The following is a 26067-nucleotide window of genomic DNA, read 5'->3' on the forward strand; positions in this document are numbered from 1 at the left end:
CTATGCTAGAACTGTGTTCCCTAGCGAGAAGCACCACCTGCCGATGACCTTCAAGGATAGAAAAACCCCACAATCTCACAGACTTAAACATCGTGACCCTTTTCGGGCACGGGTTGCGTCATCAGCGCTCGACCGGGATACTACCGACCGTATTCTGCACGATCCAGGGTCGAAAAGATCCCAAACCGGGTATCGGCCAACCGTTTCGAGCTTGGACACAAAAAAACAGCCAGAAGCAATCTTAAGGAGAGAGTCGCTATGACGGATTCGAAAGATCCGATGATTCCCGACGGGGAGGTCAATCCTTACGATACCGACTACCAAGTCGGCCAGGACAACATCGTTGTTAATGTAGGCCCCTTTGGTCTGGATATCCATAACCGGGTATTCGCCATCTCAGGCCTGGCTATCATTGCCTTCGTATTTCTCACCCTCGCTTTCCAGAACCAGGTAGAACCGATGTTCAGCGGCCTTCGCGGCTGGCTGACCTCCAACCTGGACTGGTTCTTCATCGGAGCCGGTAATATTTTCGTTATTGCCTGCCTGATCATCGCGTTTTCTCCCCTGGGCAAAGTACGCCTGGGCGGTACTGAGGCTACTCCCGACTACTCCTACGGCGGCTGGTTCTCCATGCTGTTCGCTGCAGGTATGGGTATCGGCCTGATGTTCTATGGCGTCTCCGAGCCGCTGACCCACTTCTCTACCTCTTTCTCTGGTAGCGATTGGGCGCCGCTGGGTGGTGCTGTAGGTGATGCGGAAGGTAACGCTGCTCTTGCCGCCGAGCTCGGCATGGCTGCGACCATCTACCACTGGGCACTGCACCCCTGGGCGATCTACGCGATTCTGGCACTGGGCCTGGCGCTGTTCTCGTTCAACAAGGGGCTGCCGCTGACCATGCGCTCCGTATTCTACCCGCTGCTGGGTGAACGCGTGTGGGGCTGGCCGGGTCATATCATCGATATCCTGGCAGTGCTGGCGACCCTCTTTGGCCTGGCTACGTCGCTGGGTCTGGGTGCATCACAGGCGGCTTCGGGTCTGAACTACCTGTTCGGCATCCCGATGGGCGAAACCACTCAGATCCTTCTGGTTATCGGTATTACCGCTATCGCGATGGTATCGGTTCTGGCAGGTCTGGAGGCTGGCGTTAAGCGTCTGTCCGAGATCAATATGATTCTGGCGGTTCTGCTGCTGGTCTTCGTTATTGTTGTCGGACCGACGCTGGCGATCGCCACCGGTTTCTTCCATAACCTGCTGTCTTACCTTGAGCACCTGCCCGCTCTGGCCAACCCGGTAGGCCGCGAAGACTCCAACTTCGCTTCCGGCTGGACCGCGTTCTACTGGGCATGGTGGATCTCCTGGTCACCGTTCGTCGGCATGTTCATCGCACGTGTATCCCGTGGCCGTAGTGTCCGTGAGTTCATCACCTGCGTACTGATCATCCCGTCCGTGGCCTGTGTCCTCTGGATGACCGTGTTCGGTGGCACCGCCATCAGCCAGTACGTCAACGACGGCTACACTGCCGTAGCTGATGCTGAACTGTCGCTCCAGCTGTTCACCATGCTGGACGCGCTGCCGATGTCTCAGATCACCTCGTTCATCGCCATCGTGCTGGTCGTGGTGTTCTTCGTGACCTCCTCCGACTCCGGCTCACTGGTCATTGACGTGATCTCGGCTGGCGGCAAGGTGGATTCACCGACCCCGCAGCGAGTGTTCTGGTGTACTTTCGAGGGTCTGGTGGCTATCGCCCTGATTCTCGGTGGTGGACTGGTCGCACTGCAGGCCATGGCCGTATCCACCGGCTTCCCGTTCACCATCGTGCTGCTGATAGCAACAGCGTCGGTGATCAAGGGGCTGGCGGACGAGCCACGCACTCAGGCTTGAAACCAGGCTGAGTGAAACGGGGCGGATAGTGACGACTATCCGCCCTTTTTTAATTCCACTGCTGCTTATCAGGTAAGAACATGCAGGCTGAACATCTGGAAATAATCGACTTTCTGCGCCGCCACCAGCCGTTTGCGACACTCTCGGAAGAGACATTGGCAAAGGTCGCTACCGAGGTTGAGATCAGTTATTTCAAGTCTGGAACCCAGATCCTGGAGTTCGGGCAGCTGACCGAGTCACTCTATGTGATCCGCAGCGGCGCTGTTGAGATCTATCGACGCAATGGTGATCTTTACAACCGGCTCAGCGAAGGCGGATTTTTTGGTGAGTTCGCGCTACTGCGCCACAAACGCACGCGTTTCCCGGCCGTCGCGCTGGAAGACACTCTGATCTACCTGATTCCTGAAGAAACCTTTACCGAGCTGTTCGAAGAGAACGAACTGTTCGCCGACTTTGTCGAGGTGGAGGACCGTACCCGCCTGCGCCAGACCGTTGCCCGCAAGGAGGACGCCAATGAGCTGATGACCTCCGAGATCAACGTACTGGTCACCCGCGAGGCGATCATGCTCGATACGCGGGCGACCGCCCACGAAGCGGCCAAGCGAATGAGCGAAGAGGGTGTATCCTCGCTGCTGATCCTTCACCATACCGACGCTCCCGGACATCCGGATGATGCCGACTCCCCTACCCACCCGGTAATGGCCGGCCTGATCACCGACCGTGACCTGCGCAACCGATTGCTGGCCAAAGGATTAAGCTACGACACCCCGGTCACCGATATCATGACCACCGACCTGATCCATGTGGAACACAGCCAGCTGGTGTTCGAAGCGATGTTGGCGATGCTCAGATACAACGTGCATCACCTGCCGGTGCTCAAGCACCAGCAACCGATCGGCGTTATCGCCCTGTCCGATATCATCCGTTACGAATCACAAAACAGCTTGTTCGTGGTCAGCAGCATCTTCCGCGCCCAGACGGTTGAGGAGCTCAAGGGGCTGGTCAGTGAAGTCCGCGCCTGCTTCACCCGCATGGTTCGAGAGGACGCCAACTCACGCATGATCGGCAGCGCCATGGCCGTAATCGGCCGTAGTTTCAAGCAGCGCCTGCTGGAGCTTGGCGAAGAGAAACTGGGCCCACCACCGGTGCCCTACTGCTTCCTCGCCCTGGGTTCCATGGCCCGTCAGGAGCAGCTGATCGTTTCCGACCAGGACAACGCCATGATCCTGGATAACAGCTTCGATCCGGACAAACATGACGCTTACTTCCTGAAACTGGCGGAGTTTGTCTCTGATGGCCTGGCCGCCTGCGGATATACCTACTGCAAGGGCGATATCATGGCCACCAACCGCACCTGGCGTAAGCCTTTGCGGGTATGGGAGCAATACTTTACCGAATGGATCGACAAACCGACCCCGAAAAGCCTGCTCAACAGCTCGATTTTCTTCGATCTTGACGGCGTATGGGGGAAAACCGAATGGGCGGATCGACTCAACCGACTGATCAACCGCAAAACCCGTCACAACTCGATTTTCCTCGCCTGCATGGCCCGCAACGCGCTACTGCGCACACCGCCTCTGGGGTTCTTCAAGGATTTCGTGATGGAGCCTTCGGGTCAGCATACCCAGTCGATCGATATGAAGCGCCGCGGCACAGCACCGCTGGCCGACCTGATCCGCGTACACTCCCTGGCGGTGGGCTCAAAATCGCGAAACTCTTTTGAGCGCCTTAAGGATATTATCAACGCCGATATACTGCCCCATGGGCGTGGGCAGGACCTGCGTGACGCGCTGGAGTTCATCTCCACAGTTCGTATCCGCCATCAGGCACTGGATCTTGAAGCCGGCAACGACCCGGACAACCGGATAGAGCCGGAAAACCTCTCTGATTTCGAACGTAAAAACCTCAAGGACGCTTTTCAGATCCTGAGTAACGCGCAAAAATTCCTGAAATACCGTTATCAACCGGGACGAGTGAACTGAGGACAGGTCATGTTCTACATCGGTAAAGAGGATGTAAAAAGTGAGGAGAGCGGCTCCACCGGCAAAGGCGACCGCCTGGACTGGGCAAAACGCTTTGAGGAGCTGGCCAGCCGCACCCGCCATCCTCAGTTAAAGGCCTACTACGAAGCCGGCGCCGTGGCAGCAGATACACCTATCGAACAGGTGCCGATGATCGCCATGGACTTCGAAACCACCGGTATCGATGCCAGCCGTGATGATATCGTCAGCATCGGCCTGGTCTCCATGAATCTGCACCGTATCCGCCTGCGCGATGCCAGACACTGGATCCTCAAGCCGCGCACCGACCTGCGCGAGGAATCTGTGGTGATCCATGGCATCACCCATTCGGAGGTGGAGGCTGCGCCTGACCTTAAGCGTATTCTGGAAGAACTGCTTGAGGTGATGGCCGGACAGGTGATCGTGGTACACCATAAGGGCATTGAGCGTAACTTCCTCAATGCAGCGCTTAAAAGACGCATCGGTGAGGGGATCGAATTCCCGGTGATCGACACGCTGGAACTGGAGGCTCGACTTCATCGTCGCAAGCCTCCCGGTTTTATCGACAAGCTTTTTGGCCGCGAAAAGGTATCGATTCGCCTGGCGGATAGTCGAGCCCGCTATCACCTGCCCCACTACCGCCCCCATGACGCACTGACCGACGCCCTTGCCAGCGCAGAGCTGCTGCAGGCCCAGGTCGCGACCCGCTTTTCCAAGACCTCCCCGGTTGCCGATCTGTGGAGTTAAGGTTTTAATGATGTAATAGAGATAAAGGTATCGCAGGGATGCGATACTTTGACCCTGCAGACTGGATCAACTAACCTGTCTGTAATTTGTGACGGCTTTAAGTCAAGGACGACGTTAAGCATGAACATTCTATTCAAAAACCTGCTCATCACCGCGGTTATCAGTACTGCCGGGTTCTATATCCTGGACAGTATGCTCAACGACCTATCACCTGAATTTTCCGCCTCAAGCGAATCCGCCTCGACAGAGAAAACCAGCCAGTCCGACGAGCTTGAGGATCAACTGGAACAGCTGATCGCTGGCGCCGACCCCAGCGACATCTTCGAGCCCACCGCCGCCGGTGGTTATCAGGACTGCCTTCACGGCAGAATACAGATGCCCGAGGACAATCGAACCCTGCTGCATGATCGTTTATATCTGGCCCACCGTTCCAACGGGATGACCTACATCCAGACGCTCGAGCCTAGCGACACCTACCTGGTACAGGGGCCTCTGCAGGCTGTTACGGCGACGCAGCACTCAGCGATTCCCGCTCATGCCAAACTGGCGTTACAAAGGGATTTCAACCAGCTGGAGAAGTGTAAAGAGCGAAGTTTCTATCTTTACTCCATCAACGAAGCATCTCCTTGAGCCGCCCACACCAGTGATGCACCAGAACAGCTAAAGCAACACTGAATAGAAAATCCGTGTGCTCGACGAGGCTCGCTCCGCCTGGCGATCAGGCCTCGATTGCAGCGCAGAACAATCAACCCCAGTCATTTTACAGACCCAGCCTCTGGCACTTTGGCGCGACTTTGACTTTCCATCCATCTCCAGCCTTCCGCCACCGCCGTCGCTTCAACCAGCGGACCATTCAGCCACCAGTGCCTGGAAGCCTTGCCTGATTTGCAGATTTTTTAATATCAGACTTTAATAATCTAAACTGAAATCAACTCACAGCCGAGTTGCTATTGGATAGAAGTACCGTAAGGATGCGCTGCTTCGACCTTGCTCACCGAGCGGGTCGATCTGTCTTAACCAAATGACAGCCAAGTCAGGGATGACCAGCACATGATCCCTTTTATCCGCACTATTCTGACCACCACAGGCATCAGCGTAGCCGCCTTCTACGGCCTTAGCGCCCTGATCGATGGGATCGCCCCTTCACCCTACGGCAACACCACAACCGCCGAGGCTGACGACCCCGAACCGGACCCTGAGTTTTCGCAGCAGATCGAAAGGCTCATGGACGGTGCAGACCCCAGCGATATCTTTGAACCCACCGCCGCAGGTAGCCCGCCGGTTCAGGGCTGCCTTTACGGCTGGATAGAGATGCCCGATGAGCAGGAGTCCGGTCTGGACGGCCTGTTCTACGTGGCCCGCAGATCGGATAACCTGACCTATATCCTGCCACTGCCAGGCAATCACAACTACCTGGTACAGCACCCCTTTCAGTCGGTAACAGCCAACCGTCTTGAAAACATTCCAGCGACTATCAAGACAGCTCTGCAGGAAGACCTTCAACGTCTGAGCCAGTGCCAGCAAAGAAACTATTTTTTCTCCGCCATAAACGACATATCCCCCTGAGCCACAGGGCGCAGGGGGATATGTGGAAGTGAGCTCACGCTGGCTGCAAAAGATCAGGACTGAATCGCGAACTGCACCGGTACCGTAATACTCAGCGAATCCTGCGTCATCTCTGCAGGAAACTTGGGCAGAGGCTCCGCCTGCTTAAGCATCCGGATCACCGCTTCATCCAATGAACGATACCCTGAGCTACCCACCAGTTTGAACTCCAGCACCTGACCATTGCGGTCAACAACGAACGAGAGCTTGGCAACACCTTCCTGGCCGCGACGACGGGCAGAACTCGGATAACGCTTGTGCCGCGCCAGATGCGCTGCCACCTGCGAAAACCAGGTCTGTCTAGCGGCGGGCGAGCCGCCTTGGGTCTGGGCATTGGCACTACCGGTGCTTTGCTTGCTCTGCGCCTCGCTCTTCTCATCCGCCACCTTGGCGGCGTTAGTGCTCGCCTCTGCCTGCTTTTTAACCGGTTCTTTCGGCGGTTCTACCGGTTCAGGCTCGGGTTCAGGTTCCGGCTTGGGTTTAGGTGGTTCAGGTTTAGGCTCCTTCTTCACCTCAACAACCGCTTCCTGCTTCGGCGGAGGCGGTGGGGGCGCCTCCTCTACCACAGGCTCCGGTTCGGGCTCTGGCTCAGGTTCCGGTGGGGGCTCTACCGGCTCGGGTTCAGGTTCAGGCTCAACAACCTCTTCTGCAGGCTCAGGTGCAGCCTCTTCCTTGGCTTCGGCCGCGTCGCCAACATCCCCCATCATCCCGAGGTCGATCTCGATACCGTTTTCACCCAAGTCCTGGGCACCTTCGGGCTCGCTATCTTTCGCCATCACCACCGCAAACACGCCGGCATGGAGAAACACAGCGACCGCAAGAGCACCCACCCAATGTCTGCCACTGAGATTCATGACGACTCCTCCGTGCGCAGGCGAGTAATCAAGGACGCCTTAACCAGACCCGCTTCCCTTACCTTGGACAGAAGCGGCTTCAGCTCGGTTACCGGCAGATCTGCATCCACCTTAATCCTGACAGTGAGCTGATTAACATCCGCTGCCGCATCGACACGCTGGCTCAGCTGCTCGGTAAGCTGATCCTCGGTGACCGGCTGATCACCGATATACATCTGCCCATCGGAAGACACCAGCAGGTCAATCGACTCGTTGTCGGTCAGTCTCTGATCATTGACCGACTCCGGCGGAGTCGTTTCAAGCGGATCTGATTTTGAGATCTGCCCGGCGATCATAAAGAAGATCAACATCAGAAAGACGACATTGATCAGCGGGATCATGTTGTCATCATCACCACTGGAACGTTTACTGGCACCGTGATCTGTGATCATTGCAGTACTCCCGCGAGGGATACCTTTTCCGCTCCTGCCAGGCGCAGCTTATCAACCAGCTGTACCAGTGCCTGAGTGGAAACACCCTCTTCCGCCTCGATGGCGATCAGGGGTTCGGCATCGCCCATCAGCTCCGCAGGGACACCGTTGGCGAGAATATTGAACGTATTATCCTCAATACGGACATCGCCGCCGTTACTGAGGAGACGTACCGTAATCACTTCAGATTCTTCCGCCGGCTTGTCGCTGGCGGTCGGTATCGGCAGATCCATCTGCCGCCACTGCATAAAGCTGGAGGTCAGCATAAAGAACAGCAGCAGGATAAAGACCACGTCGATCAGCGGGGTCAGGCTGATCTTCGCAGGTTTTCGGTTTGTACCTACATCAAGCAGCATTGCGGAAAACCTCGCGCTCCACCGCTTCATGCTCCTTTGAGATACCGCTGGTAAAGACACGGGTGACCGAGTCGTTCATCAGCACAGCAACGCGCTCGACCTTGCGATCCAGCCAGTTATGAATGGTCATAACCGGAATAGCCACCGCGAGACCGACCGCAGTGGTCAGCAGCGCCTGCCAGATGCCACCAGACAGCACGGACGGGTCAACCTGGCTGCCAGCCGCTTCCATCTGTTTGAACGCAACGATCATACCCAGCACCGTACCGAGCAGACCCAGCAGCGGACTCAACGTGGCGATCACCTCAAGCGGGCGCAGAAAAGCGCGCATCTGACCGAGACGCTGGGTTGCTACACGGCTCAACTCTTCACGCAGCAGACTCAGCTCCTGCCCCGCTTCAACACCCTTCATTGCCAGGCCAACCAGGCCCGCCACCGGACGCTGCTGCTTCAGAGCGCGCATGGCGCCTTTACGATCACCCACGGCCCAGAGCTCGAGGGACTGATCAATATCTTTGGTGCCCTCGGGACGCATCACGGCAAACTGCCAAAGTTTCATCAAAACGATGGCAAGCGCAACCACGGAGAACGCGCAGAGAATCCAGACCACCGGCCCACCGACGACGAGGAAGTCCACCGCCTGGTCGGCCAGGCTCATCGGCTCGGCCGGCATAGCCGCGGCGAGGTCCGCAGAGGGATCCACCGGCAGCGCGCCCGCCGCATCGGCAGGAAGCGCAGAGGCGTCAGCACCATCAACGCCGGCCGGGGCATCTGTATTTGCGCCATCTGTAGCGACTGCACTCTCGGTTCCTGCGTTTTCGGCTGAGGCACTTTCAGCACCGCCCGTTGCTTCAACGGACTCATTGACCGGCGCCTGACCTGCCGTCGCCGACATCTCTTCAGTTTCAGCCACTGCTGCAGCTTCCGTACTCATGTTAAACCCCCTTTACACTAATCGGCAGAAACTCATTACACTAATACTAATGATAACTAATCTTATTTGCATTATAAAATTTAACAACCGATTGTTGAAAATGATTCAACAAAGCTAAATCTCGCGACGATTGAGACCGGTAAGCCGGGTGATTCGATACCACGGTGCTTGATTGCGACGGGGGCGGCGCGCCTGATGAACACCGAACCCTTAACGAAAAGCGGCGCTACCGGGGTTCGGTAGCGCCGCTTGAGGAGAGGCAGATCGGGTCAGCCGTCTGAAGAGGCGATTAAATCAGGAACGGGACAGTTTGCAGTTCTGGCCATCCAGCTTGGGCAGCTCCCGCTCGATATCCAGTTCGGCGCGAGCCTGTCGCATCTCCTCGCGGTGATGCTGCTTGAACTTGCGTCGCATCATTCCTTCAAGAAAGCGTTTGATCTCCACATCATCCTCCAGCACCAAACCCGGCACCGACGTGGGCTTACGGGTCTCTTCGTCCACCGCCACCATGGTGAAGTAGGATGTGTTGGTGGGTTTGACGATGCCGTTATGGAAATCTTCAGACACCACCTTGATGCCCACCTCCATGGAGGAGCGCCCCACGTAGTTCACCGAGGCGTGCAGCGTCAGCAGCTCGCCAACCTCCACCGAGTTAAGAAAATCCACTGAGTCGATAGACGCGGTGACGCAGTAGCCGCGCGCATGGGAAGCCGCGCAGGTGTAGGCGATCTTGTCCATCAGCGAAAGAATAACGCCGCCATGCACCTTGCCACCGAAGTTGGCGTAATGAGGCACCATCAGCTCCTTGAGCGTGGTCTGGGACTCCTTTACGCGGCGAAATTCATGTTCAGCCATGAGTACTCTCCTGTTACTGCCTTGGAACGGGTACTTTTATAAAAATGTTTACTTGTCAGCCTTGGAGCCGCCCATGCAGTTCGGCGATGCCGGTACGAAACCCTGCTGCGCCTCCCACTCCGCCGGCGTATGCAGATGCATGGCCAGGGCATGGATAGGGTTCTGCATCAGGTCCGACAGCAGGCCGTAAATCAGCTGGTGCCTCTGTACGAGGCGCTTGCCCTCAAACGCAGAGCTCACCGCTACCAGTTTGAAATGGGTGTCGGTGCGATCGCCCGAGTGCATGTGGCTCTCGTTTTCCAGGCGGTACTCGACCAGCTCCAGCCCGTCGGTCAGGCGTTTTTCAATTTCGTTTTCGACGCTCATTGCGCTTCTTTCCTGTATTGCCTTCCGCCAGCTCATCTTCGGCCAGCGCATGGAAGTGGTGATGAATGCGACGCGTCGCCAGCCAAACGGCGAGCAGCACTATGGGCACCATCATACCGGTTGCGATGCTTTTATCGAACGGTACGCCTGCGCCGTAAATAGCTTCTAGCAAATACTTTACCAACCCGACCAGGTAGTAGCTGATCGCGGCCACCGACAGCCCCTCTACCGTATGCTGCATCATCAGCTGAATACGGGAGCGACGATCCATGGAGCTGAGCAGCTCCCTGTTCTGCTGCTGTATCGCCATCTCGACACGGGTTCGCATCATGTCGGACACCCGGTCGACACGACGCGACAGATCATCCAGCCGCTCACTGACCGCGTTACAGGTGCGCACCGCAGGCAGCAGACGACGGCTGAGGAATTCGTTGATCGTCAGGTGCCCGGATACCTCATCCTCGCGCAGCTCGGCCAGACGGCTGATGATCAGGTCGGCATAGGCGCGGGTCGCGGTAAAGCGGAAGGTGGTCTGCGCCCGGAACGCCTCGATCTGCGCTGCCATCTGCGTGAGCTCAGAGAGCACGGCACTGTCATCCACCTGATGGTTATCCGCCAGCACGCCGGTCAGGTTTGCCAGCTTGGCATCCATATCACCCAGTGCGGGCGAGGTTCTGCGCGCCTCCGGCAGCGCCAGCAGGGTCATTAGACGGTAGGTTTCGATCTCCACCAGGCGCTGCACCAGACGACCGAGCTGGGAGTCACTCATCCGCTTGTTATACACCAGCAGACGACCAAAGCCGTCGGAATGCAGCTGGAACGCGGTCCAAACCCTGGCATCGCCGCTTTGCGGACTCGAGCCGACCAGACGCATCTGCTCAAACCAGGGCTTCACCTCGTTCGGTTCTGGCTCAGGGTTTTCACGCGCGTCTTCAATGGCCACATGAAAGGCTGCCACTACGGTGCCCGGCAAACCCTCGAGCCAGCCGAACGGTAGTTCGCTGATCCCCTGCTCGGTAAAAGGGTCCGGGTGCGACAGGGGCGCGAGATTGATAAAGGTATAGCTGGTGAACTCCAGGTGCTTTTCCCAGCGGATACGCAGATTACCGAAGGTCTGCTCGTAACACTGGGTTTCAACCTGAGGCACCTCGTATCCGAGGATCTCATGCAGTTTCTGCAGGTGACGGAACTGCTCGGCGCGCTGAGCTTCGTCGACCTGCAACGCCAGGTGAGTCACCCGCGCCGGGCTGGGAATAACCTGAAAGGGACGCGAATGCAGCTCACCGTAGAGCATATCGCGCAGCGGATGGGTCTCGAGATGCTGGATCACATCCTTCATAGATCTACTTCTCCGTCAGCCGGCCGGGTCCTCGCAGCCGGTTAGCGATTTATTCCAGGTTTGCCCTGAGCAAAGCTTGTTCCGACAGGTCGAACGCCAGGATCTGCGGCTCCACCTCGAACCACTGATCGAACAGGCTGCGTTCGAGAACCGGCCAGTGATCGCCAAACTCATCCCAGGCGGCCAGTTCGTTTTCGAAAATCGCCCGCCAGCCTTCATCCAGCGCGTCGGCGAAACTACTCTCCTGCTCCGCCTCATCGATCAGATAGACAGTGCCCTCCTGGCGCAGGGACTCAAGGTCGAGATTCTCTTCCGGCGCCTGTTCCGCGGCCCAGTCGGCCAGCGGCTGTTTGGGGCGTACTACCAAAGCGGAGCGGTTCAGCAACTTGATCGTCATCGGGGCACTCGTTATATAGAATAAGGGGATGAATTATGGTGGTACGTTATGAACATTCGGGTCCTTCCAGAGCTTGAAAGCCGCGATGCGTGGCTTGCCTTTATCCGCCGGGAACAACCCTACTGCCTGGTTGAAGATCCGCCCTGCCTGGTCGATTTCCAAACCTCCTTCCTGCAGTTGACCCTGTTCAACAGCGACCATCGCGATGCGGAACGTTACACGCTCGGTTCCCGCAGCGCCATGCAGCCGGCCTGGGAGCTGATCAAGGGCTGCGGCTGGTCGCTACGGCGACTGGCCGAGGGCCTTGGCCAGCTCGACTTCAGCAGCAACGTCCGTGATAACGAACTGCTGCGCGGCCACACCGATCTCAGCGTGCGCAAGCGCTTCGTCAACGAGCCACGCCTGTTGCCACCCTCATCCACCGGACTGCTACAGCCGCTGAAACAGCTGCCACAGCAGTGGTCCTGTGAGACGCTATGCCAGCTGCTGGCCAACGAGCAGTGGCGCGACTGGCGTAACGAAGGTGCAGAGCCCGTGAGCCCCAGAGCCCTGCTGCTGGAGCTGCAGCAGAACCTGCCGCTCTGGCAGGTGGCGCGCCGCAACGAACGCCTCTACCTGCGCAAGGAAGGGCTGCCCGTAGTCAGTTTTATTCCCGACCCGGTACAACCCTCCCCTCGCCTGGCAGAAGCCGAGCTCTGATCAGACTAACTCGGCCTCAGCACCTTCTATGGAGGCATCCAGCTCTTCCCGCGGCATCAGCTTGTACGGATGATCCGACGCCAGCAGCTCCTTACCCTTCTCGGTAGGGAACTCCACATCCACATCGACCACACGGCCATCACGACAGACGTTGACGATGGTATCCATGCAGGATGACAGCAGTGAGTACTTCTCATCCGGTGCGGCGATAATGGTCTGCAGACCCAGATCCGACATGAAGCCCAGCGAGGTAACGGTATTCTCGGAGTCGAGCTTGTTGAACGCCTCGTCGAATACCGACAGGCTGAAGCCGCCCACCGGCTTGCCGTCACTGCCCTCTTTCAGGCGATAGGTAGCGCCAAGCGCCGCCGCCATCGCCACGTAGAACGGCACCTGGTGCTCACCACCGGAACCGGTCTTGATACGCTGGGTCAGCGTGGTCTTGCGGTTACCCTGCAGGTCTTTCACCACCAGCTCGAAATTGTAGAAGTTGCGGTAATCCTGCAACAGGCTACTTTCGCCCTCATCCTTGAGTACGTCGTGGATCTTCGCCAGCGCATCGCGGTGACCGCTGTCGTTCTCGTTTTTGAGATCAAACAGTGAGCCTACGTTGGCCTGATCCATACGCGTGTAGGCCTCAACCAGCTCGAGAATATCCTTGAGCTCCGGGTTGGGGCTCATCTCGAAGCTGTACATCTCCTTATGGAACGGACGGTTCTTCAGGTGGCTGTTGAGCTCGCGGATCAGATCGCGGATCTTGTTAATCTGATCGTTCAGGTGCGCGACAAAGTCGGAGCGGAACGCGGTTTCAGCCTCCAGACGGGCACGCTCGGCCTTCTTCGCGTACTCGGCCAGTTCAGACTCACGCAGCGACTCGACGGTGCTGTCGACGAATTTTTCCAGATCTTCGTGGGTGGAATTGGGGCCGATCTTGTCCAGTTCCTGGTGGCTCATGCCACCGCCGTGATAGGTCGCCTTGTACTGGGCAACCGCATCACGGACGCCGTTCTTCTTGCGCTCATGCAGCTGCAGTTCCGCCTGGGCCTTTTTCGCCGCCTCGAAGATGATGCGATCAAGCTCGCCACTGCAGGTCTCGTCCAGGTAGTCGCGTTTTTCCTGCGCCTGCTGAGCATCGAAATGACGGTTTTCTTCGCAACGGGTACGCGCCTGGGCGTGTTCCACCAAGTCTTTGTCCAGCACCTCAAGGGAGGCGTTGTCCTTGATGATGTTGGTGCGAACCTTCTGCAGCTTATCCATCAGGTTCTTCTGCTTGCCTTCCATCGACTTGTGATGCTCGGCCAGCTCGACGATACGCGCTTGAATACCGGAATCGTCGTGGTTGCGCAGATCATGAATCGCCTGCTCAAAGCCCCGAATCTCACCACCCAGCTGCTCGCGCTGGTTGCAGAGATCGTAGACACGCTCGGTCGAGCCCACCAGACCGTTAGCCAGGCTGATCAGGGAGTCACGCAGCTTTTCCAGTGACTCGTGTTTTTTGCCCAGTGAGGCAAACTCGGCCACCAGTTCATCAACCTGCTTGCCCTGCAGCGCCAGCTGATCGCCACGACGACGGATACCCATGATCGGGCTCAGCTCGTTGATGGAAGTGGTTGAGCCCTCGGACTGCAGCATGCAGTCATAGGTCAGCGCGCGCTCCTGCTTGAGCAGCTCCTGTTCGGTTTCCACCGCAATCACACCGCCCAGCGCACGGTTCATGTAAGCGCGGGCATGATCGTCATCGGTATCGATAAACTCAGCCAGGGAGCCGCGCTTGCTGCGACTCAGCCATTCATCACTCTTGGTGGTATTGATAACACGACAACCCTTAAGGTGACGCCCCTTGCGACGGTACAGAGTGATCGCCTCCTTGACCCGGTCTGGCGCCACGATCAGAGCTTCACGACGGGCACCAAGGAAGGATTCGATAGCGATACGCCACTTGTCATCGTTAATGTCGACCAGTTCACAGATCGGCGTGGACTTGATGCCGTAGCTTTCCAGCAGCTCCATCAGCTCGCGGGTGTTGTGGCGGATCGGTGCCCGTCCCTGCTGCAGCTGCTCGACGGCGCTCTTCTGGTTCTGGATCGTCGAGCGCAGCTCGTTGATACGGATGACCGACTCTTCATAGCGGCGCGAAACCGCCTTGCGTACCGAATCGATATTGCCCTTGAGCTGCTCAACGGTGGTATCTACCTCCACCGGCGCCTGCGGCCAGGCATCCGCCAGCACATCCTCACCGGAGCGCCAGAGCTCAACGGACTGGGCCACTACAGGACGGAAATCCTCCGGCAGCATATCCAGGTGATCCTGGAAACCGACGGTGGTGCGCAGCAGGCTGTAGACGTTCTGAATCCGCTCGTTGACCACATTCAGCTCATGCTGATGGGCGCGAATGGAGGATTCCAGGGCGTTAACCTGGTGCGCAGAATCAGAGGTGTTCAGCTCGGCACGGGCGTTGGCCAGATCCTGGATCGCCTTATTCAGCGCTTCGCTGGTTTCAGCCAGCTCAACCTGCAGCTTTTCCTCTTTTTCCTGGGACTCTTCGAGGCGCTCCGCCGCCGCTTCCTTCTTCAGGTCGGCCTGTTCAAAGCGGGACTCGTGCACCACCCATTCGTACTCGACGGAATTGCGCAGGTTGCGAGAGATACCGCGGCACATCTCCTGAACCTTTTCGAGCTCATTGATGCGGTTGGCCACCTCCTGGGTCTTCTGTTCCATGACCCGGTATTCGTCCAACGACTTACGGAAAGCGCCCACATGGACAATATTCTCGTCCAATACGAACTCACGCACGAAGCGGGTCGGGCTGTCGATCGGCACAAACTTAAGCGCGTTCTTGAAGTTTTTGACGAATTTGTCGTCATCATTCGGCATCTGCGAGTCATGACTGAGGTGCGCCACCATCTCTTTGACAAACCGTGCGGCACGCTTCTCCAGCACCATATCAGGACACTGTTTGAGCAGGCTGTCACGCACTTCCGCCCAGGGGCGCGGCATGCGACCGCCATCCTGTTTGACGGTAAAGTCATCCAGGGTCACGGAGAAGTTCGGCAGGATAAAGCGGCCAAGAATCTCTTCATCCGGGCTGGCGGTGGAAGCACTGATAGCGACGCCAACGCAGGTTTCCTGCGCGGTTTCGGTATCAAAGAAGCTCATCGCCAGGTAGGTGATGGAATCTTCACGAGCGCTGTTTTTCTTGCCCTGGTCATCGAGGAAGCCAAGGCAGTAGGTACGCAGCGAACGCTCACTCTTTTCACCGGCCGAGGCGTTGAAGCTGAGGTGACGCTTGTGGCCGCCCATCAGCACCGTCTGCATCGCATCAAGCAGCGAGGACTTACCGGAGCCGTTAGGGCCAACGATGGCCACGTTGCCCTTGATCGGAATTTCCATAGCGCCCAGTACATACCAGTTGACCAGCACCATGCGGTTAAGCTGTTTCATCGCTGCTCTCCCTGGTTGATTTCGTCGGAGGCTTCTTCAATCACCTGGCTCTCGTCTGCTTCCGGCTCATCGAGCTCGGCGGGCGCCGCTTCTGCACTGGCCGGCTCTGCCTCTGCAACGGTTTCGCTGTCGGCTGCTGTTTGAGTTTCGGCTTCGGCAACCGGCGGCTGATCTTCGGCACGGCGGTTATGTTCCTCCGTCTCCTCTTCAATCAAGGCGTCCGCCTCGTCACGGCCTTCGATATCACAGAGCGCCTCAAGCTGACCGATATAATCCTCGATCACCACCTGGCGGATCGCCGGGTTGATGCGGATCGGTACGTTCTTCGGATCGGTCTCTTCCGGCTTGCCGCGCTCGATCACGCCATGACGGGTGAACAGCGACAGGATCTCCTTGAGACGGGTCTCGTTGGGGATCTCCTTGCCGGTGAGGTTATCGTAAAGCCGCAGCAGCTCATCGGAGGAGCTGAACGCCTTACCGTCTTCAACCTCGAAGGCTTCCAGCTTGGCTTCGTACTGCTGTCGCAGGCAGAGCAGTAGCAGCGACTCATCCAGACGCAGACGCATAACGCGCTCTTCGCCCTGCGGCAGCACTCCCAGGAACGCCTCATCGGGCTGGTAAATCAGGCTCCAGCCGATAGCGGCAAACAGATTGCGGAAGTACTCCACGTTGCTCGCCACCAGGAAATAGTGATCCCGGTGGGACGGGCGGTCCGCGTACAGAAACTGACTGGTCAGCAGCAGGTTGGCGGCACGGATAAACGCGTCCGCCTGGTGCTGATCGTTGCGGGAAACGACTTTTTGCAGATCACCTAGCATTATGGGTTCCGGTATTCCTGTGAATCACGAAGCCACGACACTCCACCATATCGGCGACGTTGACGTAGCGGTCCTCAAATTTGATCTGGTAGCGCTCGGTAGTTTTGCGCGCTTTTTTGCCCAGCGAGTTCAGGTGACGTACATAGCTGAAGCAGATGTAGTCCTCGATGCTGTCGATGCGAAACTCGGTGGCGTTGAGTTCGCTGCGACCGGCAAACTGCTCGTCGAGATAAGCCTCGATCCGATCCACCTTGACCTCACGACGCTCCTTCCACTCCTTGAACAGCTGACGCAGCTCGAGCACCTTGGGATCGATCTCAGCCTGTTTGATGATACGCGGCTTGGTCTCGATGCGGCGTCGAATCGGCGAACGTACGCTGGAGGGAGAGATAAACGCGGCCTGGTCCAGCGTTGAAATACGTGGCAGCTCGTCATCGCCTTTCTTGGCGGCTTCGCTGATCAGGCGTGACAGACGCGCCGCCATACCCGGCGTGGTCTTATCCATGTAACGCACGGTATCCGCCACCCGTTTTTCCAGCTGATAGCGGAAATCGTCTATGGCCGCCAAACGCTGATCCACCGACTCGAAGATGCGGATAATGCGGTTGATATGCTGCTGTACCAGCGCTTCCGCCTCATCGGCGCCCAGCTCGTACTGCATCTGATAATGGTTGCTGAGCTGATCCACCTTCAGCGGATCGAACTGCAGATCACGCATCATCGACAAAATCTTACGCCGGAAACGGAACGGGTTGTTCTTGGTCTTCAGCGTTTTGTAGTCCGATACCAGAATATGTTCGACAAAGCGGTCAAAGAAGCCGCGCACGATCTCCTGCGGCGTGGAGCTGCCCGACAGGTTGATCTTCAGCTCCCTCAGGCCCAGCAGCATATCGGTGAGGTGGGCGCTGAAGTCGGCAGCGGTCTCGGCGGCTTCCGCCAGCGTGATACCACGCCCTTCGGGGTCGGCGATGGCCGATTCCAGCGAGCTGAGCACGTTGAGCACCGCACCGCCGTAACTGCGCTTTTCCAGACGGGCGATGGAGGTCAGCGACCGCAGCAGATAGCTGTTCGCGGGCGACAGCAGCACATAGGTGCGGTAGATCCGCTGCTCCTCTTCGAGCCAGCCCGTCTGCACCAGGCGACGATAGATACGGTTGGTGTAGTCGGCGCTGGAGAGCGGGATATCACCCTCGCCCTCATCATCGCCTTCCGCACTCCAGCGGCGGATACCAAAGCGCACTACCGCTGTTTCGATGGTGGAGCGCACCAGGTCCTTGGGAATAAACGGATCAATCAGATCCTCGTCGAAAAACAGATCCGCCAGCTCAAGCAGCACCACTTCATAGATATGGCGGTTCTGACCCGAGAGCGGCAGAAAGATGTCATCCGGTAGCTTGTTGAACAGCACTGAATTCGGGTCCATTCGCTTTAACGATAAGAGGTCGATTCTAACGGAAAAGCTGTCGCGGGATAAGGGCGACAACGCACCGATAACCTGCTCTCACCATCCCTACCTGTAGCGGGCAAAAGCTGTCACAAAAACGACATTGTCCCAACAGCTACATTTTTTACATAACGACATTTACCAAACGCTTTGATATTTTCGCCATATATTTCATATCTTTAAAACAGTGGCACAAAAAACGCTCTAACTGGGTGATAGGTATTTTTTACATAACGGTTAATTCTGATGACACACCAACAACAACGACTTGAACAGTTTGCAACCGAGCTGGACCGCCGCCGGCGGCTGGAAAAACGCCTGCGCTTGCTGGATGCCATCCATAACACCGGCTCGTTAACCGCAGCGGCGAAACTGGTGGGTGTCAGTTACAAGACCGCCTGGAACCATATCCGGGAGATGAATCAGCGCTGTGAATCGACCGTGCTCGACACCCAGGCCGGCGGCACTCAGGGTGGCGGCAGCGTGCTGACAGAGACCGGCAAGGCACTGATGAGCCTGCTGCGCATCCAGCGCAACGGCAGCCAACAGCGCCTGGCGGATAAGGTGCCTGCCCTGCGCTTCAGCGCTCGCAACCAATTACCGGCGCGTATCACCAGCATCGACACCAGCGGTGTTATCGCCAGGGTCGGGCTCGCCATCGGCCAACTGGAGATGCAGTGTCATATCACCAGTAGCAGCATCGACCGGCTCGAGCTTACAAACGGCTCTGGCGTCTACGCCATCATCAAGGCCAGCACCATTGAACTGAGCCCCGGTAACCAACCGCTGCAGGGCAATAACACCAACTGCCTGCCGGCGCGCGTCAGCCGCTGTACCAGCAGCAGCCATGGCCGCGAGCTGGAACTGACCCTCGGCGATGGTCTGACCCTGGCTTTGGCCAGACCCTTTGATATTCAGGAAGACGCCTGGATCTATCAGGACGCTCCCGTCTACGCACTTATTGAACCCGAAGAGATCATGCTGGCGACCAGCGCCTGAGCGCTACCGCTGGCTTTTAGCCACTAAAACCCAAAAGGACTTACGCATGAAACCGATCAATCAGACGATTGCTGCTACTTCCCTCGCTCTGCTGTCAGGCCTGAGCCTGCAGGCCAGCGCCGCCGAGGTGAAGGCCGCGGTGGCCGCAAACTTCACCGCCGCCGCCAAGGAGATCGCCGCCGAGTTCGAGAAAGATACCGGCCACGAAGCGACACTCAGCTTTGGCTCCACCGGCAAGCTATACGCCCAGATCACCAACGGCGCGCCCTTTGATGTATTTTTTGCCGCCGATGCTGCCCGTCCGCAGCTTCTTGTCGACTCGGGCGAAGCGGTAGCCGATAGTCTGTTTACCTACGCCATCGGCCAGCTAGTACTCTGGAGTGCCGATGAGTCCACCGTGGACGATCAGGGAGCCGTGCTTAAACAAGGTGAACTGGAGCGCATCGCAATCGCCAACCCCAAAACCGCCCCCTACGGCGCAGCGGCCGTTGAAGCCCTGACCGCCCTGGGTCTCTGGGAAGGCATGGAAGACACAACCGTTCGCGGCGACAGCATCGCCCAGACCTATCAGATGGCCTACTCGGGTGCCGTTCCGGCTGCCCTGGTGGCACGCGCGCAGATCGCTCTGGATGACAGCGGTTCCTACTGGATGCTGCCCGCGGATCTATATAGCCCGATCCGTCAGCAGGCCGTTCTGCTGACAAAAAGCAGCGATAACGAAGCCGCCCAGGCCTGGATGGATTACCTCCAGGGCGACAAAGCCCACGCCATCATCGAGCGCTACGGCTACGGCCTGGAATAACCCCTGAGGTCAACGGAGTACTGAGTATGACCGAAGCGATTCTGCTGACGATTAAACTGGCCGGATTGACAACCCTCATCCTGCTATTGATCGGGAGTCCCCTGGCCTGGTGGCTGGCCCACAACCGCACCTGGTACAAGGAGATCGTCAACGCCATGGTGGCGCTACCGCTGGTATTGCCGCCCACGGTACTGGGCTTTTACCTGCTGCTGGCCATGTCTCCGCAGAACGCTTTCGGTGCCTTTATCAAGGAGCACTTCGACATCACCCTGCCCTTCACCTTCGAAGGGCTGGTGATCGGCTCGGTGATCTACTCACTGCCGTTCGTGGTGCAACCGATTCGCAACGCCTTCGAAGCGATAGGCCGCGCGCCGATGGAGGTAGCCGCCACCCTTCGCGCCTCACCGCTGGATCGCTTTCTCACCGTGGCACTGCCGCTGGCGAGACCCGGATTTCTCAGTGGTGCGGTGCTTGGCTTTGCCCATACGGTGGGCGAATTCGGCGTAGTACTGATGATCGGCGGCAACCTGCCGGGAGAGACCAAGGTGCTCTCCATCGCCATCTACGATCATGTCGAATCGCTTGAATGGACCGAGGCTCATATCCTTTCCGGCGGCATGCTGGTGAGCTCCTTTGTACTGATATTCCTGATGATCCTGATTGAGAAACGCTGGGGGAGGCTGAACTGATGTCTACACTGAGCGCCCGTTTTGACGGCAAAGTCGGCAGCTTCCGGCTGAATATGGAGTTCACCATCCCATCCCGCGGCGTCACCGCCCTGTTCGGCCCATCCGGCTGCGGCAAGACCACCCTGCTGCGCTGTATCGCCGGCCTTAACCATATGCCCGGCGCAGAACTGACGCTGGACGGGGAGGTCTGGCAGAAGGGGCGCACCTTCGTCCCAACCCACAAGCGCCCCATCGGTTATGTGTTTCAGGAACCGGGGCTTTTTCCCCACCTGAGCGTGCGCAAGAACCTGACCTACGGTATGAAACGCGCCGGCATCGATAGCCGCGACTCAGAACATCTGAACGAGTTGACCGCCCTGATGGGCATAGAGCACCTGCTCGAACGCGGTGTCACCGCACTCTCTGGCGGCGAAAAACAGCGCGTTGCCATCGCCCGCGCCCTGTTGATGCGCCCGCGCCTGCTGCTGATGGACGAGCCGCTATCAGCGCTGGACCAGGATAACAAAAACGAGATCATGCCCTATCTCGAACAGCTGCACTCGCAGCTGGAGATCCCGGTTATCTATGTCACCCACGACCGGCGCGAAGTGGAGCGTCTGGCAGACCAGCTGCTGCTGCTGCGCAAGGGTGAGTTGATCGCCCAGGGTGAGATCGGCGAGATTCTGACCAATCCGGATCTACCCTTCGGCCGCTCCCAGGACGCGGTAACGGTGCTCGATGGCCGGGTACGCCACTACGACGCCCGCTACGGGCTGAGTACACTGCAGATCGACGGCGGCACCCTGGAAGTACCCGACACCCTGGGCCCTACCGGCGTCTACAAGCGCCTGCGTATCGCCTCCACCGATGTCAGCCTGGCGCTGAACACCGACCAGCCCAGCACCATTCTTAACAGGCTGCCTGCGGTGATCTGGAAAATTCTGCCCACCGACGGCCCCAGCGTTAACGTACTGCTCCGCATCGGCAATATGGGAGAAGGCAGCGCACTGCTCGCCAGCGTCACCCGTAAGTCGGTGGACAGCATGCAACTCACGCCAGGACAAAGCGTTTACGCCCAGATCAAGGGCGCGTCGCTGCTCGGCTCCAGCACCACCAACAAACCGCGCAAGCACGAAATGACACCGCTGATCGCCTGCGAATAAGCTGACAACACCCAACCCCGCTGCCAAATCACATGTAGCAAAGCGGACAGAAGCGCCCTGAAAAGACCTGTCCGTTTTGCGACAAGCCACAACGACTATCCCGCCAAGCCACTCCAGATCCCCCGGAATTCAATCGATTAAGCGCTAACAGCGCCGTGGTATGGAATTCGCAATCAGCCTAGGACACACCCGCCCCGCCGGGATCGCTGAATTGTTGAAGCTGATGACCTGAAGGAGAACATCATGGCACGTATCGGTCTGTTCTTTGGTACCGACACCGGTAAAACCCGCAAGGTTGCCAAAATGATCAAGAAGAAGTTTGACGATGAGACGATGGAAAAACCGCTCAACGTCAACCGCGCTGATCCCGACGAATTCGCCAGTTACGAATTCCTCATCCTGGCAACTCCCACCCTTGGCGAAGGCCTGCTGCCAGGCACCTCTGCCGATATGGAAGAGGAGAGCTGGGAAGAGTTTCTGCCGAAAATCGACGATAAGGACTTTAGCGGCAAGACCATCGCGCTGATCGGCCTCGGCGACCAGGAAGGCTACCCGGACGAATTTGTCGATGCCCTCGGTGAGCTGCACGCCTTCTTCACCGAGCGTGGCGCCACCCTGGTCGGCAGCTGGCCCACCGATGGCTATGAGTTCAACCACTCTGAAGCGGTGGGTGAGGATGGAAACTTTGTCGGCCTGGCCCTGGACCTGGATAACCAGTCCAACCTGACCGAAGAGCGTCTGAATCTCTGGCTTTCCCAGATCGCCTCGCCGTTCGACCTCAATCTCTGATCGAGCCTCGATCACCGAGCAACAAAGGGAAGCCGGTCGTCTCTGCGGCCTCCCTGACTCATCATCACGTTCCCTGTTGTCAGGCGCACTCCGGTGCGCCTTTTTTTATGCGCCAAGCACGCCAACCCGGGTGGTTGATCGCGCTAGATTGCTCTAACTGCAGCAGGGATGGTTTCCGGTAGGAACGACGCCCCATCGCGATAGCCCGCCTTGGTTGGGAATCTGCCCCGTGAACAGCAAACGGCACGGGATCGTCATACTCCCCTCGGCTAAGTGCCTCCTACGCAAAGCAAAGCGGTGCCCCAGCACCGATTGCCTGACTTCCCCGCTACGGCATCAAAGCTGCGATTCCACCGGGAACAATCCTATAAAGCCGGACAGGAAACGCTCCCAGAAACTGGTATTGGGGTCAGTATCAAAGGAGTGCGGCTCACCGTCTTCATAGGTCAACCAGATCAGGTCATCGTCATCATCCAGCGCCAACAGATAGCTGCTGCCCGGCGATAAGCCCAGCCCCATAAACTCCTTGAGCTGGCGGTTCACCTCTTCGCTCTCGATATACAGCCCCAGCTCCGTATTGATCAGCGCCGAACGCGGGTCCAGGTTGAAGCTGCCAATAAAGACGGAACCGGAATCGAATGCGAACGCCTTGGTATGCAGCGCCGCCTTGGACTCACCCAAGGTAAACAGCGCTGGATCACTCATACTTTCATCGGATTCGGTTTTTAGCTCATGCAGCTCGACACCGGCTTCGAGCAGGTCTTCGCGATACTTGGCGTAGCCAGCATGGGCTGCCAGCACATCGTTAGTGGACAGAGAATTGGTCAGCACCCGTACTTCCACGCCCCGCTCCTCAAGCTCCTTGAGGCGCGCTACACCCACCTTGGTCGGCACAAAGTAGGCCGATTCGATATACAGCGAGGAATCCAGGTTTGAGAGCTTGGTGTTCAGCCGGGAGATGATATTGCTCTCATCCGGTGCTTCGAGCAGGCGCTCGGGATTATCATGCACTACCAAGCCATCAGCCCAGGAAAGACTGTCCAAAATCGCGTTCAACTGGGACTTCAGCGAATCGATATTCGATTCCAGCGGATAGGGATAATCGATCTGTGCAATATTGCTGCGCAGCGTAGTCACCTGCTTCTCCAGATCCTCTGGCCCAAAGGAGCCCTCGATCAGTTCGGTAATCGGCACTGCCCAGCCGCCGTTCCAAAAATCATCAAAGGTGCTGGAAACCTCGGGCACGATCGGCCCGGCAGCAAACACGTCCAGATCCCGGAAATTGGATTCCTCATCCACATTAAAATAGTGATCGCCCACATTACGGCCACCGACGATGCCCAGGGTGTTATCCATCACCAGGATCTTGTTGTGCATGCGATGGTTGGCACGCTTGAAGTCGGTGGCAAAATCCCAGAGATGAAAGCCCCGGTTTTTAAACGGGTTGAAGAGGCGGATCTCGATATTGGGATGCGCGTCCAGCGCCGCGAGAATGGAGTCACGACCGGCGTCGTTGTTATCGTCGATCAGCACTCGCACCCGGACGCCGCGATCTGCGGCACGGACCAATCGTTCCGCGAGAATTTTACCGGTCGCATCGGAAGACCAGATGTAATACTGCAGATCCAGCGTGTGCTTGGCCAGATCCACCAGCGCCAGCCTTGCCGTAAAGGCGGTCTGCCCCTCTCTAACCAGCGTAAAGCCCGACTTCCCGGGGTGCTGGTTGGCTGTCTCTTCGATGAAGTGGAACGCTTCCGTGGAGCGATAATCCGGCAGTGCCTGGCTTTCGGCGCGCTGCACCGGAACGCTGGTCGCACTGCTTGCACACCCCGTCAGTAGAAAAAGAAAGAAAACGCTACCAACCAGTCCGCGCCAGCGTTTGTTGGACGATAACCCGGCCTTGGTGAACTGCTGCTTTATTCTCATCGTTCATTCCTTAACAGGTTTTCCTGCCGGTCGCGGCCCTGAGCCTGCCCGATAGCAGACATCCACGACATCTAAAACATTTCGCCAACGCGGATATAGATCCCCGTATCTTCCGAGGTCTTCGCCACATCCAGGCTTAGATTAAGGGTAGATCCTTCCGACGCGCGATACCTGACCCCTACACCATAGCCCAGGCCGGCTTCGCCGCTGAGCAACCCGGATATGGAGTCATTGACCATGCCGCCATCGGCAAAGGTGACAAAGCCCCAACGAGGGCGGAACTGGTAGCGCAGCTCTGCCCGGGTCATAAAGGTGAAGTCATCGATAAAGCGGCCGCTTTCATAACCGCGGATGCCCAGGTTTGGCATATCAAAAAACGGTACATCACCGCTGCTGCCTTTCATCTCGCCATTGGCGGCCAGTACCAGTTTCGGCCCAAGGCTGAAGTAATGACTAAGTGACAGACCGTATTTGCGGTAGTCGTAATCGCCGCCCCAGGTTTCGCCGTAATCGGAAACCGAAGCGGTAAAGTAGGTACCATCCTTGGGGTAAAGGCTGTCGTCGCGGGTGTCATAGGAGAGATCCAGCCCCAGCGCCGCAATATTTACGCTACGCCCCACGTCGGGAAAGATCGGAGCCAGCTCACTGAGACGGAAGGAAACCGTGCCCTGGGTGTAGAGGAAATTGGGCCCGAAATACCAGTGTTCGGTATGCGGAATGCGAGCCTGTACGCCAAGGTACAGCACATCCATTTCAATACTGTAGCCCAGCGGATGATCGGTCAGAAAACCGCTGTCACCGACACCAAAGTAGTTGAGGTTGAGCTTGCCCTTACCCAGGGCTGCCATGGTTCGGAGCCGCCCCTGGAACAGATAATCCTTGTGAAAGGCACCGACCACATAGCTATTGTTGTCGGTATAGAGTCCGCCAACTCCGGTAATCGCAGGCTCTCCTCCTGGATTGTCGTCCTTGGGCGCATGCATATAGAGCACCACCGGTTGCAGACCGGCACCCAGGGTCGGGCTGGATTTGGGAATAGGCGCGACAACCCAGCTGCCGCCACTTGCCAGGTTCACACTATCCTTACTGGTGGCGTTATTTTCGGTGAAATCTCCAACCGTCTGAGATGCAGCCCACACTGTGGATGAAAGTGCAGATGAGAGTCCGCAAACAGCGATCAACAGCCCCAGCTGCCGGGCACGACTCATCATTCTGCTGGGCGCTGCACCGGCCCCTGACAAATTGTCGAAATCAGATCCGGTTTCAAAGCTCCCGCGAAACGCAACCGGAGATGGCCTTCTGGCCCAGGTTTTTTTCATGTTTTCCATACAACCAAGCTCGAACCCGAGTGCAACTCTGACGCTATCGCTCTGAACAGATAATTCTGGATAGATAGCCCTGAACAGATCAGCCGGAGAAATACTGCTCGAAAGAAACACCGAGCAGGTTAATTAGTACTCACCTTAGCCCTAGTTTGCCAGTAATCGGCGCACTCTGGTACGTGGTTTAGAGAC

The 26067-nt window shown here is 57.6% G+C and carries 24 protein-coding genes; 11 read left to right on the forward strand and 13 right to left on the reverse strand.

What is annotated here, in order from left to right:
* Nucleotides 1–258: 258 nt before the first annotated feature.
* The 5 genes from CLV83_RS21560 to CLV83_RS21580 all read left to right on the forward strand — a co-directional run bounded on the left by CLV83_RS21560 (nucleotide 259) and on the right by CLV83_RS21580 (nucleotide 6194).
* Nucleotides 259–1881 carry a BCCT family transporter gene (locus CLV83_RS21560; protein WP_132297803.1) on the forward strand — a complete coding sequence of 541 codons (1623 nt, stop codon included), beginning with the start codon at nucleotides 259–261 and terminating at the stop codon, nucleotides 1879–1881.
* Between the two features lie 80 nt (nucleotides 1882–1961).
* Entirely contained in the window at nucleotides 1962–3863 is a 1902-nt protein-coding gene (locus CLV83_RS21565) for a DUF294 nucleotidyltransferase-like domain-containing protein (protein ID WP_132297806.1), read from the forward strand.
* Nucleotides 3864–3872: 9 nt separating this feature from the next.
* Nucleotides 3873–4628, forward strand: a complete 756-nt coding sequence (locus CLV83_RS21570; RefSeq protein ID WP_132297809.1) for a 3'-5' exonuclease — start codon at nucleotides 3873–3875, stop codon at nucleotides 4626–4628.
* A 120-nt stretch (nucleotides 4629–4748) separates the two neighbouring features.
* Nucleotides 4749–5258 (forward strand): hypothetical protein, encoded by a 510-nt coding sequence (locus tag CLV83_RS21575; RefSeq protein ID WP_132297812.1) that lies wholly within the window; start codon nucleotides 4749–4751, stop codon nucleotides 5256–5258.
* Nucleotides 5259–5678: 420 nt separating this feature from the next.
* Complete coding sequence (locus tag CLV83_RS21580) at nucleotides 5679–6194, forward strand: hypothetical protein (RefSeq protein ID WP_132297815.1); 516 nt, start codon at nucleotides 5679–5681, stop codon at nucleotides 6192–6194.
* A 53-nt stretch (nucleotides 6195–6247) separates the two neighbouring features.
* Here the strand turns inward: CLV83_RS21580 and CLV83_RS21585 are convergent, their stop codons facing one another.
* From CLV83_RS21585 to CLV83_RS21620, 8 genes are all read right to left on the reverse strand, one after another.
* Nucleotides 6248–7087, reverse strand: coding sequence for an energy transducer TonB (locus tag CLV83_RS21585; RefSeq protein WP_132297818.1), 840 nt, complete (start codon nucleotides 7085–7087; stop codon nucleotides 6248–6250).
* Nucleotides 7084–7518 (reverse strand): ExbD/TolR family protein, encoded by a 435-nt coding sequence (locus CLV83_RS21590; RefSeq protein WP_132297821.1) that lies wholly within the window; start codon nucleotides 7516–7518, stop codon nucleotides 7084–7086. The genes CLV83_RS21585 and CLV83_RS21590 overlap by 4 nt, the downstream gene beginning before the upstream one ends.
* On the reverse strand, nucleotides 7515–7913 hold the full coding sequence (locus CLV83_RS21595; protein WP_165900375.1) for an ExbD/TolR family protein: 399 nt from the start codon (nucleotides 7911–7913) through the stop codon (nucleotides 7515–7517). Before CLV83_RS21595 ends, CLV83_RS21590 begins: the two co-directional genes overlap by 4 nt.
* Nucleotides 7903–8847: a MotA/TolQ/ExbB proton channel family protein gene (locus CLV83_RS21600; RefSeq protein WP_243642471.1), complete on the reverse strand. Its 945-nt coding sequence runs from the start codon at nucleotides 8845–8847 to the stop codon at nucleotides 7903–7905. Before CLV83_RS21600 ends, CLV83_RS21595 begins: the two co-directional genes overlap by 11 nt.
* A 294-nt stretch (nucleotides 8848–9141) precedes the next feature.
* Nucleotides 9142–9702 carry an acyl-CoA thioesterase gene (locus CLV83_RS21605; protein ID WP_104001112.1) on the reverse strand — a complete coding sequence of 187 codons (561 nt, stop codon included), beginning with the start codon at nucleotides 9700–9702 and terminating at the stop codon, nucleotides 9142–9144.
* A 48-nt stretch (nucleotides 9703–9750) separates the two neighbouring features.
* A complete protein-coding gene (locus CLV83_RS21610) occupies nucleotides 9751–10068 on the reverse strand; it encodes a BolA family protein (RefSeq protein ID WP_104001111.1) in 318 nt (105 codons plus the stop codon).
* On the reverse strand, nucleotides 10046–11407 hold the full coding sequence (locus CLV83_RS21615; RefSeq protein ID WP_132297827.1) for a DUF3422 family protein: 1362 nt from the start codon (nucleotides 11405–11407) through the stop codon (nucleotides 10046–10048). The genes CLV83_RS21610 and CLV83_RS21615 overlap by 23 nt, the downstream gene beginning before the upstream one ends.
* 49 nt (nucleotides 11408–11456) lie before the next feature.
* On the reverse strand, nucleotides 11457–11804 hold the full coding sequence (locus CLV83_RS21620; protein ID WP_243642474.1) for a hypothetical protein: 348 nt from the start codon (nucleotides 11802–11804) through the stop codon (nucleotides 11457–11459).
* Nucleotides 11805–11852: 48 nt separating this feature from the next.
* Between CLV83_RS21620 and CLV83_RS21625 the strand changes: the two genes are divergently transcribed.
* Complete coding sequence (locus tag CLV83_RS21625) at nucleotides 11853–12503, forward strand: hypothetical protein (RefSeq protein ID WP_132297830.1); 651 nt, start codon at nucleotides 11853–11855, stop codon at nucleotides 12501–12503.
* On the opposite strand, the gene CLV83_RS21630 is transcribed toward CLV83_RS21625, so the two are convergent.
* The 3 genes from CLV83_RS21630 to CLV83_RS21640 are packed head-to-tail and all read right to left on the reverse strand — an operon-like array spanning nucleotide 12504 to nucleotide 18185.
* Nucleotides 12504–15944, reverse strand: coding sequence for an SbcC/MukB-like Walker B domain-containing protein (locus CLV83_RS21630; protein ID WP_132297833.1), 3441 nt, complete (start codon nucleotides 15942–15944; stop codon nucleotides 12504–12506).
* Nucleotides 15941–16762, reverse strand: coding sequence for a DUF4194 domain-containing protein (locus tag CLV83_RS21635; protein WP_132297836.1), 822 nt, complete (start codon nucleotides 16760–16762; stop codon nucleotides 15941–15943). Before CLV83_RS21635 ends, CLV83_RS21630 begins: the two co-directional genes overlap by 4 nt.
* Nucleotides 16752–18185 carry a Wadjet anti-phage system protein JetA family protein gene (locus tag CLV83_RS21640; protein WP_243642476.1) on the reverse strand — a complete coding sequence of 478 codons (1434 nt, stop codon included), beginning with the start codon at nucleotides 18183–18185 and terminating at the stop codon, nucleotides 16752–16754. The genes CLV83_RS21635 and CLV83_RS21640 overlap by 11 nt, the downstream gene beginning before the upstream one ends.
* Before the next feature lie 267 nt (nucleotides 18186–18452).
* On the opposite strand from CLV83_RS21640, the gene CLV83_RS21645 reads away from it, so the two are divergent.
* The 5 genes from CLV83_RS21645 (at nucleotide 18453) to CLV83_RS21665 (ending at nucleotide 22627) form a co-directional block, all read left to right on the forward strand.
* On the forward strand, nucleotides 18453–19205 hold the full coding sequence (locus CLV83_RS21645; protein ID WP_132297839.1) for a TOBE domain-containing protein: 753 nt from the start codon (nucleotides 18453–18455) through the stop codon (nucleotides 19203–19205).
* 46 nt (nucleotides 19206–19251) lie between these two features.
* Entirely contained in the window at nucleotides 19252–20007 is a 756-nt protein-coding gene (gene modA / locus CLV83_RS21650; protein ID WP_132297842.1) for a molybdate ABC transporter substrate-binding protein, read from the forward strand.
* A gap of 26 nt (nucleotides 20008–20033) precedes the next feature.
* Entirely contained in the window at nucleotides 20034–20696 is a 663-nt protein-coding gene (modB, locus tag CLV83_RS21655) for a molybdate ABC transporter permease subunit (protein WP_132297845.1), read from the forward strand.
* Nucleotides 20696–21838, forward strand: coding sequence for a molybdenum ABC transporter ATP-binding protein (gene modC / locus CLV83_RS21660; RefSeq protein WP_132297848.1), 1143 nt, complete (start codon nucleotides 20696–20698; stop codon nucleotides 21836–21838). The genes modB and modC overlap by 1 nt, the downstream gene beginning before the upstream one ends.
* A 243-nt stretch (nucleotides 21839–22081) precedes the next feature.
* Entirely contained in the window at nucleotides 22082–22627 is a 546-nt protein-coding gene (locus CLV83_RS21665; RefSeq protein WP_132297851.1) for a flavodoxin, read from the forward strand.
* A gap of 336 nt (nucleotides 22628–22963) precedes the next feature.
* Here the strand turns inward: CLV83_RS21665 and CLV83_RS21670 are convergent, their stop codons facing one another.
* Both CLV83_RS21670 and CLV83_RS21675 read right to left on the reverse strand, forming a co-directional pair.
* Complete coding sequence (locus tag CLV83_RS21670) at nucleotides 22964–24553, reverse strand: phospholipase D family protein (protein WP_132297854.1); 1590 nt, start codon at nucleotides 24551–24553, stop codon at nucleotides 22964–22966.
* Between the two features lie 71 nt (nucleotides 24554–24624).
* Nucleotides 24625–25629, reverse strand: coding sequence for a BamA/TamA family outer membrane protein (locus tag CLV83_RS21675; protein ID WP_165900376.1), 1005 nt, complete (start codon nucleotides 25627–25629; stop codon nucleotides 24625–24627).
* Nucleotides 25630–26067 lie beyond the last annotated feature (438 nt).

The sequence above is a fragment of the Marinobacterium mangrovicola genome (assembly GCF_004339595.1).
Classification (GTDB): Bacteria; Pseudomonadota; Gammaproteobacteria; order Pseudomonadales; family Balneatricaceae; genus Marinobacterium_D; species Marinobacterium_D mangrovicola.

Coding starts and splice junctions, on each gene's coding strand:
- CLV83_RS21560 (WP_132297803.1), top strand. CDS start 259: ATGACGGATTCGAAAGATCCGATGATTCCCGACGGGGAGGTCAATCCT.
- CLV83_RS21565 (WP_132297806.1), top strand. CDS start 1,962: ATGCAGGCTGAACATCTGGAAATAATCGACTTTCTGCGCCGCCACCAG.
- CLV83_RS21570 (WP_132297809.1), top strand. CDS start 3,873: ATGTTCTACATCGGTAAAGAGGATGTAAAAAGTGAGGAGAGCGGCTCC.
- CLV83_RS21575 (WP_132297812.1), top strand. CDS start 4,749: ATGAACATTCTATTCAAAAACCTGCTCATCACCGCGGTTATCAGTACT.
- CLV83_RS21580 (WP_132297815.1), top strand. CDS start 5,679: ATGATCCCTTTTATCCGCACTATTCTGACCACCACAGGCATCAGCGTA.
- CLV83_RS21585 (WP_132297818.1), bottom strand. CDS start 7,087: ATGAATCTCAGTGGCAGACATTGGGTGGGTGCTCTTGCGGTCGCTGTG.
- CLV83_RS21590 (WP_132297821.1), bottom strand. CDS start 7,518: ATGATCACAGATCACGGTGCCAGTAAACGTTCCAGTGGTGATGATGAC.
- CLV83_RS21595 (WP_165900375.1), bottom strand. CDS start 7,913: ATGCTGCTTGATGTAGGTACAAACCGAAAACCTGCGAAGATCAGCCTG.
- CLV83_RS21600 (WP_243642471.1), bottom strand. CDS start 8,847: ATGAGTACGGAAGCTGCAGCAGTGGCTGAAACTGAAGAGATGTCGGCG.
- CLV83_RS21605 (WP_104001112.1), bottom strand. CDS start 9,702: ATGGCTGAACATGAATTTCGCCGCGTAAAGGAGTCCCAGACCACGCTC.
- CLV83_RS21610 (WP_104001111.1), bottom strand. CDS start 10,068: ATGAGCGTCGAAAACGAAATTGAAAAACGCCTGACCGACGGGCTGGAG.
- CLV83_RS21615 (WP_132297827.1), bottom strand. CDS start 11,407: ATGAAGGATGTGATCCAGCATCTCGAGACCCATCCGCTGCGCGATATG.
- CLV83_RS21620 (WP_243642474.1), bottom strand. CDS start 11,804: ATGACGATCAAGTTGCTGAACCGCTCCGCTTTGGTAGTACGCCCCAAA.
- CLV83_RS21625 (WP_132297830.1), top strand. CDS start 11,853: ATGAACATTCGGGTCCTTCCAGAGCTTGAAAGCCGCGATGCGTGGCTT.
- CLV83_RS21630 (WP_132297833.1), bottom strand. CDS start 15,944: ATGAAACAGCTTAACCGCATGGTGCTGGTCAACTGGTATGTACTGGGC.
- CLV83_RS21635 (WP_132297836.1), bottom strand. CDS start 16,762: ATGCTAGGTGATCTGCAAAAAGTCGTTTCCCGCAACGATCAGCACCAG.
- CLV83_RS21640 (WP_243642476.1), bottom strand. CDS start 18,185: ATGGACCCGAATTCAGTGCTGTTCAACAAGCTACCGGATGACATCTTT.
- CLV83_RS21645 (WP_132297839.1), top strand. CDS start 18,453: ATGACACACCAACAACAACGACTTGAACAGTTTGCAACCGAGCTGGAC.
- modA (WP_132297842.1), top strand. CDS start 19,252: ATGAAACCGATCAATCAGACGATTGCTGCTACTTCCCTCGCTCTGCTG.
- modB (WP_132297845.1), top strand. CDS start 20,034: ATGACCGAAGCGATTCTGCTGACGATTAAACTGGCCGGATTGACAACC.
- modC (WP_132297848.1), top strand. CDS start 20,696: ATGTCTACACTGAGCGCCCGTTTTGACGGCAAAGTCGGCAGCTTCCGG.
- CLV83_RS21665 (WP_132297851.1), top strand. CDS start 22,082: ATGGCACGTATCGGTCTGTTCTTTGGTACCGACACCGGTAAAACCCGC.
- CLV83_RS21670 (WP_132297854.1), bottom strand. CDS start 24,553: ATGAGAATAAAGCAGCAGTTCACCAAGGCCGGGTTATCGTCCAACAAA.